This is a genomic window from Glaesserella parasuis (assembly GCF_002015085.1).
GTDB classification, from domain to species: Bacteria; Pseudomonadota; Gammaproteobacteria; order Enterobacterales; family Pasteurellaceae; genus Glaesserella; species Glaesserella parasuis.
This window is the reverse complement of the sequence record NZ_MUXW01000011.1, coordinates 70429-84659: the sequence shown is the minus strand read 5'-3', so window position 1 is coordinate 84659 and position 14231 is coordinate 70429. Positions and strand designations below refer to the sequence as shown.

Genomic DNA, 14231 nt, shown 5'->3' with positions numbered 1-14231 from the left:
ATAACCAAGATGGTCGGTCAGTTCACTATTTAACGCAGCCTCGACGGTGATTTGCTTGAGCATCCGTGAAAATTGATTGAGGTCTTCTGGTGTTTTTAGGTTTTGGCAAATTCCGCTGCCAAGGCGTGAAGTTGTTTTTCGTTCATAATAAAATACCTGTGTCTGAATGTATTATCTCAGAAACAGGTATTTACACAAATTGTGGGAGAGGCTCGCTGCCGTCGATTTGTGATTTTATCTAAACAATCCTAACGCTTTAAATAAATAGTTTGCGTCAAGTTATGTAAATATAGCCCCACTAGTACGATAATTGAGCTCTTACAATGAAACATGAAAAACTATATTTATATTTACATCTACTTTTATATAACTGCCACTTTCCTAACTTAAATATATTCTACCTTAATAATATCAAATTCAACATTTCCGCCAGGTGTTTGTATATGTACATTGTCGTCAATTTCTTTCCCAACTAATCCTCTTGCTATAGGAGAGTTGACGGAAATTAAGCCATCCTTAATATTTGCTTCATCATCACCAACAATACGATAAGTCACACATTCATCTGTATTTACATTGAGTAAAGTCACTGTAGAGCCAAAAATAACCTTACCAGTATTAATCATATTCTTTACATCAATAATCTGAGCATTTCCCAATTTGCTTTCAATTTCTTTAATTCGCCCTTCGCAGAATCCTTGCTGCTCTCTCGCAGCATGATACTCAGCATTTTCTTTCAAATCTCCATGTTCCCTAGCCTCAGTAATCGCACTAATTATTTCTGGACGGCGAACATTCTTTAAAAAATCTAATTCTTCACGTAATTGCTCTGAACCACGCACTGTCATAGGAATTTGCTTCATATTTTATCCTTAATAGAAAAGTTCTTACCAAAATTAGAGAATGTCTTGGCAGAAAAAGAGATATAATCTAGTATTAGTCGACTATTATTCATTTTCTTTATAAAAATAGCAACCTTACTATGATTTCATTTTCGCTCAAACAACTTAGAATTTTACTTTTAACTCTTTTTTATATGCCTTATAGTGCTTCAGCAGAGGTCGATATTACATCGTTCATCTCTCATTTACCTAAAGGTACATCAATCAGTGTTATCGCTAAAAATTTATCTACCGATCAAATTGTTACCGATTATCAAAGTGATCTGTTTATGTTGCCAGCTAGTACTCAAAAAGTATTTACTGCTTTAGCCTCTAAGATCATGCTGAACACAGATTTTAAATTTCAAACAGCGCTCTTGACGAATGGTATAATTGAGAATGGGGTGCTAGAGGGAGATTTAATCGCCAAATTTACTGGAGATCCTACTTTAACTAGCGGTCAGTTATTTCAACTAATTTCACAATTAAAAGAACAGGGCATACATAAGATTAGTGGCAATTTGATCATAGATACACCTGTATTTGCTAGTCATGATAAAGCCATCGGCTGGGTATGGAATGATCTAAGCCACTGTTTTAGCGCTCCCTCCTCTGCAGTAAATATCGATCAAAATTGTTTTTATGTGAATTTAGATGCAAATCAATCTATTGGAAGTCTGATTAAAATTAGCGTTCCTAGCGCCTATCCAGTACAAGTATTTAGTAGTGCCTATGTTGCTGACAAATCTGAAGCAAATTTCTGTGAACTTGATGTCGTTGTACATGATAACAATCGCTACTACATTAAAGGTTGCTTATCTAAACAAACTAAACCTGTTGGATTGAGTTTTGCCGTGCAAGACACTACAAGCTATGGAGGGAATGTTATTAAAGCTAATTTAAAACGTATTGGGATTCAATTTAATGGTAATATTCAACAACAAAGTAAACCGCAGCAAGGCACATTACTTGCGGAACATCATTCAGCATCCCTACAAGAGCTCATAAAAAAAATGATGAAAAAATCCGATAATCAAATTGCGGATGCCTTGTTTAGAACAATCGCAAATAAACAATATCACCGCCCAATCTCATTTTCTTTGGCAAGCTACTTTGTAAGAAATAGCCTAAAATCTAAAGCAAATATAGAGTTTAACAATAGCATCATAGCTGATGGATCAGGTTTATCAAGACATAACTTAGTAAATGCAAGAACGCTTTTACAAGCATTAGAAGTAATAGCTAGAAATGAACCAACTTTAAATTTATTTGAAACATTTCCCATCGCAGGTGTGGATGGAACACTTTCTGCGAGAGGTTCAATGTCAATGCAACCTCTTGCAAAAAATGTAATAGCTAAAACAGGCGCACTGAAAGGAGTATATAACTTAGCTGGATTTATGACTAATGCAAAAGGAGAACGTATTGCTTTTGTACAATTTATTAATGGTTATTCAACAGGAGAATTAGAGAGTAAAACCCAAAGAGGACCTTTAACACAGTTTGAATATAACTTGTTTATGGCATTATACAATAATTAAGGATATAAGACCGACTTAAACCTGTAACAACAGTTGTATAAATTTGGGTATTATTTTGTATACAATGTTTCTTTATTTGTCTATTACCCCCTTTTGTCTGCTATGCCAATTTGTCTATTACACCACTTTTAAACAATATTCGCTTCGGTTTATTTCAATAAATAAAGGGGCGACAGCCGCCCCTTTAACTTTATGCTCCTAGCAATTTATTCATCCGTTTAATAAACGCCGTTGGATTTTCCAATGTGCCACGTTCAGCGAGTAGCGCTTGTTCAAACAAGAGTTCAATCCAGTCGTTAAATTCTGCTTCGTCAGCAATATCAGCCATACGTTTTACCATTGAATGTTCAGGGTTTAACTCAAAGGTATATTTCACTTCAGGGGCTTGTTGTCCCATTGCAGCGAATAGTTTTGCCATTTGCGTGGTCATTTCATCGCTGTCAGTTGAAACAACGGCTGCTGTGTCGGTCAAGCGGTGAGTTAAGACCACTTTTTTGACACGTTCGCCTAAATAGCCTTTGGCTCTCTCTAAGAAGCTCGCAAATTCAGCTTCTTGTGCTTTTTGGGTTTCTTCTTCCTCTTTGTCAGCAAGATCACCTAAATCTAAATCTGATTTAGTAATACTTTGTAATGGCTTGCCGTCAAATTCGGTTAAATGGCTGATAAACCATTCATCAATGCGGTCAGAAAGTAGTAAGACTTCAATGCCTTTTTTGTTGAACAGCTCTAAGTGTGGGCTGTTTTTCGCTGCTTGATAGCTGTCGGCAGTTAAGAAGTAAATCGCTTTCTGACCTTCTTTCATTCTTGCAATATAATCGCTCAAACTGACCGCTTGTTCGCTACTGTCAGTATGCGTTGAAGCAAAGCGAACTAAGGCTGCCACTTGGTTTTTATTTGCGAAATCTTCCCCTACGCCTTCTTTCAAGACTAAACCGAACGCATTCCAAAATTGTTGATATTGTTCGACGTTGTCTTTCGCCAGTTTTTCCAACATTTGTAATGAACGTTTAGTTAATGCTGAACGCAGTGCTGATGTGGTTTTGTTGTCTTGTAAAATTTCACGAGAAACGTTTAACGGCAAGTCATTAGAATCTAATAACCCACGCATAAAGCGAAGATAATTCGGCATAAAGACTTCCGCATCGTCCATAATAAACACACGTTGCACATAGAGTTTTAAGCCGTGTTTTTGTTCACGCTGGAACAGATCCCAAGGGGCTTTACTTGGTACATAAAGTAGGCTGGTATATTCTTGTTTACCTTCAACTTTATTGTGCGACCAAATTAACGGATCGGCAAAATCGTGGCTGATATGTTTGTAGAACTCTTTGTATTCTTCATCAGAAATCTCATTTTTAGAGCGTGTCCAGAGTGCTTGAGCTTTGTTAATTTTTTCCCATTTGGTGCCAGTTTCTTTGCCTTCATCGTCATACTCTTTGGTTTGAATTTCCACCGCTAAACCGATATGGTCAGAGTATTTACCGATAATGTCACGCAAACGCCACTCACTTAAAAACTCTTTTTCATCATCACGCAAGTGTAAAATCACGTCCGTACCACGTCCTGCTTTTTCAATATCGGCAACGGTGTAATCGCCTTCGCCTGCCGATTCCCACAATACGCCTTGACTTGCATCACTGCCTGCGGCTCGGGTGCGAACGGTCACTTTATCAGCAACGATAAAAGAGGAGTAGAAGCCAACCCCGAATTGCCCGATTAATTGACTGTCTTTCGCTTGGTCTGAACCGAGTGCATTTAAAAACTCTTTGGTGCCTGATTTAGCAATGGTGCCGAGATGATCGATCACTTGCTCACGGCTCATACCGATACCGTTATCGCTGATGGTGATTGTGCCTAAGGCTTCATCAATACTGATACGCACACACAATTCACCGTCGCCCTCATAAAGTTCAGGTTGAGAAAGAGCTTTGAAACGCAATTTATCAGCAGCGTCCGACGCATTGGAAATTAACTCACGCAAAAAGATCTCTTTATTAGAATAGAGTGAGTGGATCATTAATTGAAGTAGTTGTTTGACTTCCGACTGAAAGCCACGGGTTTCTTGGTTTGTACTCATATTGTTTCCTTTATGATATATAGAATGATCGATATTCTTCCCCAGCTTGCGGGGGAAGTGGTTGAGCAAAGCGAAACCGATGGGGGATTGTTTGTTAGCCCTCATCCCCCTTGCAAGCAAGGGGACTTCCCCCATAAATGGGGGAAGAATATAAAAAATAACGCCCTACTAAATAGGGCGTTATTCTTAAATTTCAAGGGAATTATTTGGCATTATGTAACATTATAACGAATGTAGTAGGGACGCCACGCTTGGCGTCCGTTTCCCATATTGGCTAAAATGTTGATATTTATGGACGCCAAGCGTGGCGTCCCTACATTTCTAGCGGGAATTATTCATCTTCCGTAAAGCGTTTTGCCTTATATTTCGGGTTCATCAAGTTTTCGACCGATAAAATATCATCTAATTGAGCTTCTGTCAGCAAGCCACGCTCTAACACGACTTCACGCACGCTTCTGCCTGTGGTTGCACAGATTTTACCGACAATATCGCCCTCGTGGTGTCCGATAAACGGATTAAGATAGGTCACAATACCGATAGAGTTAAATACATAACCTTCACAAATCTCTTTGTTCACCGTGATACCGTCAATACATTTATCACGCAAGTTCACACAAGCATTTGCCAAGATGTCGATAGACTCAAACATCGCTTGACCGATAACAGGTTCCATCACATTTAATTGTAATTGCCCTGCTTCCGCAGCAAAGGTAATACAAGTATCGTTACCGATAATTTTGAAGCATACTTGGTTCACCACTTCTGGCACAACTGGATTTACTTTCGCTGGCATAATCGAAGAACCTGCTTGTAATTCAGGCAAGTTGATTTCATTTAAGCCTGCACGCGGACCTGATGAAAGCAAACGTAAGTCATTGCATACTTTAGATAATTTCACTGCTGTACGTTTTAATGCACCGTGAACCATCACATAAGCACCACAGTCTGATGTCGCTTCAATTAAGTTTTCGGATAACACACAAGGCAGTTGGGTCACTTCCGCAAGGTATTTCACTGCAAGCGGTGCGTAACCTTCAGGCGTATTCAAACCTGTACCGATTGCCGTTGCCCCTAAGTTTACTTCAAGCAACAATTTTGCGGTACGTTTTAAGTTTTTCACTTCTTCATCTAACAGCACAGAAAACGCTTTGAACTCTTGACCAACGGTCATTGGCACAGCGTCTTGCAACTGGGTACGTCCCATTTTTAAGATATTGGCGAACTCTTCCGCTTTGTTTTCAAAGCCGTGTTGCAAGTAAAGTACTTTGCTGATTAATTGCATAATGCTGTTGTAAACGGCAATACGGAAACCTGTCGGATAAGCATCGTTGGTAGATTGGCTTGCATTAACGTGATCCATTGGATTGATGATGTGGTATTCACCTTTTTTATGCCCTAATAATTCCAGTGCTAAGTTTGCCACCACTTCATTGGTATTCATATTCACCGAAGTACCCGCTCCCCCTTGATACACATCAGATGGGAACTGATCCATACAACGACCATTCACTAAAATCTCATCACAGGCTTGCACAATCGCTTTTGCAATTTTCTTCGGAATTGCTCCTAACTCGCCATTAGCAAGTGCAGTCGCCTTTTTCACCATTACCATACCACGCACAAACTCAGGTACATCAGAAATGGTATTTTTAGAAATATTAAAATTTTCTACTGCACGTAGAGTATGGATACCCCAATACACATCATTAGAAACTTCACGTTCACCTAATAGATCGACTTCAATACGGGTATTGCTCATAAGATTATCCTCATCATTTTGTGATTAACTGAATTGATGTAGAGATCATACCGAGAGCGAAAGGGAAAAAATGTGATCTAGATCATATTTTCAAAATGGGGCTGGGCGATATAAATTGCCGTTTCGGATTAGTTTTTTTTATGATAAAAAGCCCTTTGAGAGCAAAGGGCTGAAATATGTTCTACAGATAGATTAATCGTCAATTGCATACCCCTGTGGCGATAACAACTGATTATCCAAATAGGCTTTGCCTTCCACTAATTTCAATCTATCGTCACAGAACCATTGCACCACAAGGGGATAACAGCGATGTTCTTGTTCATAAACACGCTCAATCACATCATCTAATTCATCATCAGGATAAATCGGCACTTTCGCTTGTAGAATAATTGCACCGCCATCAACTTCTTCATTGACGAAGTGAATGGTTGTGCCGTGTTCGGTATCGCCTGCGTCCATTGCCCGTTGATGTGGATTTAAACCTGCATATTTAGGCAAAAGTGATGGGTGAATATTGAGAATTTTACCCGTAAAGCGAGCGGTAAATTCAGGAGTAAGAATTTTCATATAGCCAGCTAAAACAATTAAATCGGCTTGTAATGCTTCAATTTGTTCTGCAATGGCATTATCCATTGCCAGATTATCTGAAAAGTCTTTTTTGGTAAAAATAAAGGTGGAAATCCCCGCTTGTTTGGCTCTTTCTAAGCCGTAAGCAGTCGCTTTATTAGATATAACAGCGCAAATTCTGCCGTTGATTTTTCCAGTATCAATAGCATCAATAATAGCTTGTAAATTTGAGCCATTGCCCGAAATCATTACGACAATATTTTTCATAATATCGTCTCCGTTATCACATTTTCTTTCCATATTACTATAGTTATCCTATTACGGTATAAACTAAGTTAAAATCTAAGCTCTTTTCAAAAATTCTGATTTCAATAAAAGTTTTCCACAATCTACATTGTGATCACCAGCGACTAGACGAATCCCTTTATATTTAGTTCCTTTTTTCAGTACTTCTGAGGATCCTTTCAATTTTAGGTCTTTAATTAAGATAACATCGTCACCGTCAGCAAGTAAGTTTCCATTGCTATCCTTTACGATCAATTGATCTTCATCGACTTCAACTTCATTACCAGTCCATTCGTTTCCGCAATCAGGGCAAACAAATTGAATTGAATCGTGGTAAGTATTTTCGCTTTTACAAGCAGGGCAAATAGGGTAATCCATAATTATCCTCAATAGATTTAAAAAAACGCTATTCTACTACAAGTGGTAAAATTTGAGGGATTTTTTGTAAAAATGAATAAAAAAATTGGGGTATTAAATAAATACCCCAACAACGAAAAATAATTTACTGCAACACCGCAATATATTTCAACATCACCCCAGCGGCAATCGCTGAACCGATCACCCCAGCAACGTTTGGCCCCATTGCGTGCATTAATAGGAAGTTCTGCTTATCTGCCTCAAGTCCCAATTTATTTGACACTCGAGCAGCCATAGGCACTGCCGATACGCCAGCTGAACCAATCAAAGGATTAATCGGGTTCTTACTAAAACGGTTCATTATTTTTGCCATAATCACACCGCTTGCGGTACCAATACCAAAGGCGATAATCCCTAATGCCAAAATACCTAAGGTTTGTGGTTGTAGGAATTTATCGGCAATTAATTTAGAACCAACAGATAAGCCAAGGAAAATCGTAACCGTATTGATTAACGCATTTTGAGCGACATCGCTTAATCTTTCGACTACACCACTAACTCGCATTAGGTTCCCAAAACAGAACATACCTAACAGTGGAGCAGCATCAGGAAGCAATAACGCCACCAAAATCAACAGCACAATCGGAAACAACACTTTTTCACGCGTGCTAACATTTCGTAACTGCACCATCTTAATTTTACGTTCTTGCTCTGTCGTTAAGGCACGCATAATCGGTGGCTGAATTAATGGCACTAACGCCATATACGAATAAGCAGCCACTGCGATAGCGCCTAATAGCTCAGGAGCAAGTTTGCTGGCAAGGTAAATTGCAGTTGGACCGTCTGCCCCACCGATAATCCCGATGGCTGCCGCTTGTGGTAAAGTGAAGTCAATCACACCCAACCAGTTTAAGCCTACTGCCCCTAATACCGTTGCAAAGATACCAAATTGAGCAGCTGCACCCAATAACAATGTTTTTGGATTAGCAAGTAAAGGCCCAAAATCGGTCATTGCCCCAACGCCCATAAAGATCACAAGCGGAGCAACGCCTGAATTAATTGCCACTTGGTAGAACTGAGCCAATACCCCAGAGGTGTAACCCATATCGCCAGCTAACACTTCTAATTCATTGCGAACCGATGGCAACGCCAGCCCCAAAGCCTCTTTGAACGCATTTGGATCGACTTGCGAACCCAATTTCTCAGCAATCACCACCAGCTGTTGTGTAGTGCCACTATGCAATAAATTATCAAGCGCAGTCATTGCAAGTCCAGCCTCTGGAATATTCGACAGTAATCCACCAAAGCCAATCGGCAACAGCAACAACGGCTCAAACTGACGGGCAATGGCGAGCCAAAGCAACAAGAGACTAATGGCAATCATAATGGCTTGCCCTAGCTCAAGGTGCATAATCCCCATCCTCTGAATTAACGCTAACAAACTTTCCATATTTCCCCCTAGGCGATTTGCATTAGGGTATCGCCCACGCCGACCACATCGCCAGATTTCACTTTAATTCCTTGCACAGCACCTGCTTTTGCTGCACAAATTTTGGTTTCCATTTTCATTGCCTCAAGAATAAGCAACACATCGCCCTCAGCGACTTGTTGTCCTTCGGCAACTACCACTTTAATGATATTACCTGCCATCGGTGCATTAACTGGCTCGCCTGAACCACTCGCGGTAGCTTGAGGGGCTGGATTTGCCACTGGAGTTGGGGCAGTAACAGGGGCAATGTTACTAATATCACCACCTTCACTCACTTTCACCACAAAGGCTTTACCCTCTAATTCAACGGTATAAACCGCAGACCCAACAGACGAAGCTGGTTTCTCGACTTTGCTTTCAACAGCTTTAGCGGTTTCAAGAGTTGGTGCAGGCTCGAAAGCGGCAGGATTGCCACGGTTTTCTAAGAACTTCCAACCAATTTGAGGGAATAACGCCACAATCAACGCATCGTCGATCTCATCTTTTGTAAGTGTAATGCCTTTTTCGACCGCTTGTTGTTTCACTTCTGCCAAAAGTTTATCCATTTCAGGGGCAAGATGATCGGCTGGTCTATCGGTAATCGGCTCTCCCCCCTCTAACACACGAGCTTGTAGTTCAGCATTCACAGGGGCTGGCGTGCGACCATATTCCCCTTTCAAAATACCCGCGGTTTCTTTCGCAATATTTTTATATCGACCGCCCATTAACACATTCATCACCGCTTGCGTTCCCACAATTTGTGATGTTGGTGTAACCAGAGGAATATAGCCCAAATCTTTCCGCACTTCAGGGATCTCTTTTAACACTAGATCTAATTTATCTGCTGCATTTTGTTGTTTGAGTTGGCTCTCAAGGTTAGTCAGCATTCCACCTGGCACTTGAGCTACCAGAATACGACTGTCCCCCCCTTTTAACTGACCTTCAAACTTCGCATATTTTTTACGCACCTCACGGAAATATGCCGCAATACGCTCAATTTGCGGAATAGCTAAACCTGTGTCATACGGCGTACCTTGCAGTGTCGCCACAATTGCCTCAGTTGCAGGGTGTCCATAAGTTCCACTCATTGATGAAATCGCCGTATCTACGCCATCAACCCCTGCCTCAATCGCTTTTAATAACGCCATTTCAGACATACCCGTTGTTGCGTGGCAGTGCAAGTGAAGTTGCACATCGTAGCATTTCTTAATTTCACTGACTAACTCATAGGCTGCCATCGGCGTTAAAATCCCCGACATATCTTTAATCACCAGAGAGTTCACCCCAATTTCAAGCAATTGCTCTGTCACATCAAGCCAAGTTTCTAACGTATGCACAGGACTTGTGGTATAACTTAACGTTCCTTGAGCGTGTCCGCCGTTTTTACGCACCGCTTGCAGAGCTTGTTTCATATTTCGAGGATCATTCATTGCATCAAACACACGGAACACACTCATTCCATTTGCTACGGCACGTTCTACAAAGCGATCAACCACATCATCAGCATAATGGCGATAGCCTAACAAATTCTGCCCACGCAATAACATCTGAAGCGGTGTTTTCGGCATTGCTTTTTTCAATTCACGCAAACGAACCCACGGATCTTCCCCTAAAAAACGGATACAAGCGTCAAAAGTTGCACCGCCCCACGCTTCTAATGACCAATAGCCAATCTCATCTAGCTCTTTAGCAATGGGTAACATATCTTCCAAACGTAAACGTGTCGCAAATAAAGATTGATGAGCATCTCTTAACACAACATCAGTAATGGCAATTTTTTTCGGTTGAATAGTCATATTATTATCCTCTTAGTGAAGTCCTTGAGTTCGACGATGGTGAGCAATCGCAGCCACAATAACAGGGCGTAAACGTTCTAAATCATTAGGAATGGCTGGTTGCGGTGATGGTTGAGTAGTTTCAACGACAGGTTCAGGGAAATAGCGATTAATCAGATGTGACATTAGCTGAATAGCCAGAATAAGTAAGAGCAGGAATAACATCACAAATCCCATTCCAACAAACATCAGATTTAGTCCTTCCGTGATAAGTTCAGTTTCAGTCATAGATTGTCCTCTGAAAATAAGAAGAGTAAACAATGTAATGTAAGGAAATTTATGTTTTTTTTCTATAACTTAAATCAAAAGATTTTGTTTTTTTACAAAGAAATATTCCCTTTTCATAACAAACTTAAATAAATGCCAAAATATCTAGCAACAAAGCTAGTTGCGGAAATAAACAAGATTCTGACATAATATAATTTTTAATGCTTATTAAATATAATGAAACTTTATATTGATAATTCATAAATTATAGAAACACAACATCAAAATTTGGAGAGATTATTTATGCCTAAATTACGTTCAGCGACCAGCACACAGGGTCGCAATATGGCTGGCGCACGTGCATTATGGCGTGCAACGGGAATGAAAGAAAATGACTTTGGTAAGCCGATTATTGCGGTGGTGAACTCATTTACCCAATTCGTACCAGGACACGTTCATTTAAAAGATATGGGGCAGCTTGTTGCCGAGCAAATTGAGAAAGCAGGTGGCGTGGCAAAAGAGTTTAATACTATTGCGGTTGATGATGGCATTGCGATGGGGCACGGCGGTATGCTTTATTCTCTGCCGAGCCGTGATTTAATTGCTGACAGCGTGGAATATATGGTAAACGCACACTGTGCTGATGCGATGGTCTGTATTTCAAACTGCGATAAAATTACCCCAGGAATGTTAATGGCAGCGTTGCGTTTAAATATTCCAACGGTTTTTGTGTCTGGCGGCCCGATGGAAGCAGGTAAAACTAAATTATCTGATCAAATTATCAAATTAGATTTAGTCGATGCGATGATCCAAGGGGCGAACCCGAATGTGTCTGATGATGTAAGTGATCAAATCGAACGATCCGCTTGTCCTACTTGTGGCTCTTGTTCAGGTATGTTTACGGCAAACTCAATGAACTGTTTAACTGAAGCATTGGGTTTAAGTTTACCTGGCAACGGTTCTTGTCTTGCAACCCACGCCGACCGTAAGCAGTTATTTTTAGACGCTGGTACGCAAATTGTTGAGCTATGCAAAAAATATTATGAGCAAGATGATTGCTCTGTATTGCCACGTTCTATCGCAACTAAGGATGCATTTAACAACGCAATGAGCCTAGATATTGCAATGGGCGGTTCAACCAATACGGTTTTACACTTACTTGCTGCAGCACAAGAAGCGGAAGTGGATTTCACGATGGCGGATATCGATCGCCTTTCTCGCCAAGTGCCTTGCTTGAGCAAAGTGGCACCAAATACAGCAAAATACCATATGGAAGACGTACACCGTGCTGGTGGGATTATGGCAATTTTAGGTGAATTAGATCGTGCTGGCTTGCTCAACAACCAAACTCGCACCGTGTTAGGTTTAAGCCTTGCAGAACAAATTGCCAAGTACGACATTATGCTGACCAAAGATGAAGCCGTACATAAATTCTTCCGTGCAGGGCCGGCTGGTATTCGTACAACGCAAGCGTTCTCGCAAGATTGTCGTTGGGATACGGTTGATGATGACCGTCAAAACGGTTGTATCCGTAGCAAAGAGTTTGCTTACAGCCAAGACGGTGGTTTAGCAATGTTGTCGGGCAATATTGCCTTAGACGGCTGTATCGTGAAAACCGCAGGGGTGGACGAGTCGATCTTAAAATTCAAAGGAGAAGCCATTGTATTTGAAAGCCAAGAAGATGCAGTTGCAGGCATTTTAGGCGGAAAAGTGCGTGCTGGACACGTTGTGGTTATTCGCTACGAAGGCCCAAAAGGCGGACCAGGTATGCAAGAGATGCTTTATCCAACCAGCTATTTAAAATCAATGGGCTTAGGCAAGGCTTGTGCCTTATTAACGGACGGTCGTTTCTCTGGCGGTACATCAGGCTTATCTATCGGACACTGTTCACCAGAAGCAGCCGCAGGCGGTTTAATCGGTTTAGTGAAAGACGGTGATACCATTGACATTGATATTCCAAACCGCTCAATCCAGTTGGTTGTGCCTGACGCTGAGCTTGCCCAACGCCGAGCAGAACAAGATGCGAAAGGCTGGAAACCTGCAAACCGTCAGCGTGAAGTCTCTTTTGCATTAAAAGTGTATGGACATTTTGCGACATCGGCGGATAAAGGTGCGGTTCGAGATAAAAGCAAAATTTAATTAAACACAAGCGGTGGGACCTTTCTGACATTTTGCAAAATGAGAAGAAAATCTCACCGCTTGTCAAATTAGGAGGCTATTATTAAAAAGTCCTTCATTGCAATAGCGATTTCTTCTGTGTTTTTTTTATCTGCTTGTGACGATAAAGAAAAAAATACTTTGGCTGCCCAAGTTCAGCAATCTGCACAGGAAATTTCTCAATTAAAAAGTGAGTTAGAAAAAGCAAAATCTGCTTTTCCGACCCTAAAAGTTGAGATCGAAACACTTTTTGATAAGAAAGAAGTGGTAAAACACAAAAAAGATCCGAATGAATCAGATGAGTTTTTCCGTGAAAAAACGCCAGTACATTTAGGTATTACTCTTCCTAAGACCAACATCGAGTGGTTAGATGCGTTAATTTATCACGACTTTATTCAAAATTGGAGCGGAGAATTTGATGCTCAAGGCAATAAAATTTCACCACCAAAAGTAGAAAAAGGCAAAGAGCGTGAAATGGTATTAAAGGCTATTCAAAAACAGTTTGATGTAATGATTGCTGAGGCGAAAGAATATCCAGCTATCGGATATACGGAAGTGATGAACAGTAATTATGTCTATCAGCGTAATAATTTAGTGGTCTTTTCTCAATTTTATAATATCTATACAGGCGGTGCCCATGGAATGTATAGCACAAGATACTTGAATATTGATACCGATAAACAAGCTATTATTAAGTTAGTTGATCTCTTGTCAGAAAAAGAACAAGCGGCATTGAAAGAAACATTATGGAATCGTTATGTGGACGAATGGATGCTATTATCTGGTGGTAATAGTGAACCCTTTACTGCCAAAGCAGAGTTAATTTTCTCCGATGAATTCTATTTTTCAGAATCAGGCATTACATTTGTTTATCCTCCTTATGCATTAGGTCCTTTTGTAATGGGTGAAGTAGAACTGACATTATATTGGAGTGAGATTAATGAGTTCTTACCGAAAGAGTATCAAGGGCGAGACAAATATATTGAGGCAGATCTTTAAGGATTAATGGTATAGCAATGTTAGATCACTTTTTATCTTTACCCCTTGCAATGTAAGTACTGCTCGCCGGGTTGTTTACTTGGTTTTGTACCATTTTG

Annotated in this window: 12 protein-coding genes and 1 pseudogene; 4 read left to right on the top strand and 9 right to left on the bottom strand. The window is 40.4% G+C overall.

The window, feature by feature from the left end; genetic code table 11:
- Window positions 1–146 (bottom strand): annotated as a pseudogene (locus B0183_RS11930) (IS256 family transposase); the annotation flags it as partial.
- Window positions 147–386: 240 nt separating this feature from the next.
- Window positions 387–863, bottom strand: a complete 477-nt coding sequence (gene greA / locus B0183_RS04745) for a transcription elongation factor GreA (protein ID WP_078208421.1) — start codon at window positions 861–863, stop codon at window positions 387–389.
- A 119-nt stretch (window positions 864–982) separates the two neighbouring features.
- Here greA and dacB point away from each other — a divergent pair, with 119 nt between their 5' ends.
- A complete protein-coding gene (gene dacB, locus B0183_RS04740) occupies window positions 983–2422 on the top strand; it encodes a serine-type D-Ala-D-Ala carboxypeptidase (protein WP_078208420.1) in 1440 nt (479 codons plus the stop codon).
- 190 nt (window positions 2423–2612) lie between these two features.
- On the opposite strand, the gene htpG is transcribed toward dacB, so the two are convergent.
- On the bottom strand, window positions 2613–4499 hold the full coding sequence (gene htpG, locus B0183_RS04735) for a molecular chaperone HtpG (protein WP_075630947.1): 1887 nt from the start codon (window positions 4497–4499) through the stop codon (window positions 2613–2615).
- A gap of 24 nt (window positions 4500–4523) precedes the next feature.
- Between htpG and B0183_RS04730 the strand changes: the two genes are divergently transcribed.
- Entirely contained in the window at window positions 4524–4727 is a 204-nt protein-coding gene (locus tag B0183_RS04730; RefSeq protein ID WP_005712400.1) for a hypothetical protein, read from the top strand.
- Between the two features lie 103 nt (window positions 4728–4830).
- Here B0183_RS04730 and aspA read toward each other — a convergent pair whose 3' ends face one another.
- The 6 genes from aspA to B0183_RS04700 all read right to left on the bottom strand — a co-directional run bounded on the left by aspA (window position 4831) and on the right by B0183_RS04700 (window position 10998).
- The gene (aspA, locus tag B0183_RS04725) at window positions 4831–6258 is read right to left on the bottom strand and encodes an aspartate ammonia-lyase (protein WP_078208419.1); all 1428 of its coding nucleotides are present in this window, start codon (window positions 6256–6258) and stop codon (window positions 4831–4833) included.
- 192 nt (window positions 6259–6450) lie between these two features.
- Window positions 6451–7092 (bottom strand): phosphoribosylglycinamide formyltransferase, encoded by a 642-nt coding sequence (purN, locus tag B0183_RS04720; RefSeq protein WP_078208423.1) that lies wholly within the window; start codon window positions 7090–7092, stop codon window positions 6451–6453.
- A 75-nt stretch (window positions 7093–7167) separates the two neighbouring features.
- Window positions 7168–7488 (bottom strand): zinc ribbon domain-containing protein YjdM, encoded by a 321-nt coding sequence (locus tag B0183_RS04715; protein WP_010786232.1) that lies wholly within the window; start codon window positions 7486–7488, stop codon window positions 7168–7170.
- A 124-nt stretch (window positions 7489–7612) separates the two neighbouring features.
- Window positions 7613–8917 (bottom strand): sodium ion-translocating decarboxylase subunit beta, encoded by a 1305-nt coding sequence (locus B0183_RS04710; RefSeq protein ID WP_078208418.1) that lies wholly within the window; start codon window positions 8915–8917, stop codon window positions 7613–7615.
- An 8-nt stretch (window positions 8918–8925) separates the two neighbouring features.
- Entirely contained in the window at window positions 8926–10731 is a 1806-nt protein-coding gene (gene oadA / locus B0183_RS04705) for a sodium-extruding oxaloacetate decarboxylase subunit alpha (RefSeq protein ID WP_078208417.1), read from the bottom strand.
- Window positions 10732–10743: 12 nt separating this feature from the next.
- Window positions 10744–10998, bottom strand: a complete 255-nt coding sequence (locus B0183_RS04700; RefSeq protein WP_021111109.1) for an oxaloacetate decarboxylase subunit gamma — start codon at window positions 10996–10998, stop codon at window positions 10744–10746.
- Between the two features lie 282 nt (window positions 10999–11280).
- Between B0183_RS04700 and ilvD the strand changes: the two genes are divergently transcribed.
- Together ilvD and B0183_RS04690 are read left to right on the top strand one after the other, a co-directional pair.
- Window positions 11281–13116 carry a dihydroxy-acid dehydratase gene (ilvD, locus tag B0183_RS04695; protein WP_078208416.1) on the top strand — a complete coding sequence of 612 codons (1836 nt, stop codon included), beginning with the start codon at window positions 11281–11283 and terminating at the stop codon, window positions 13114–13116.
- Window positions 13117–13275: 159 nt separating this feature from the next.
- Window positions 13276–14133 carry a DUF3298 and DUF4163 domain-containing protein gene (locus B0183_RS04690; protein ID WP_021113951.1) on the top strand — a complete coding sequence of 286 codons (858 nt, stop codon included), beginning with the start codon at window positions 13276–13278 and terminating at the stop codon, window positions 14131–14133.
- The last annotated feature ends 98 nt before the right edge of the window (window positions 14134–14231 follow it).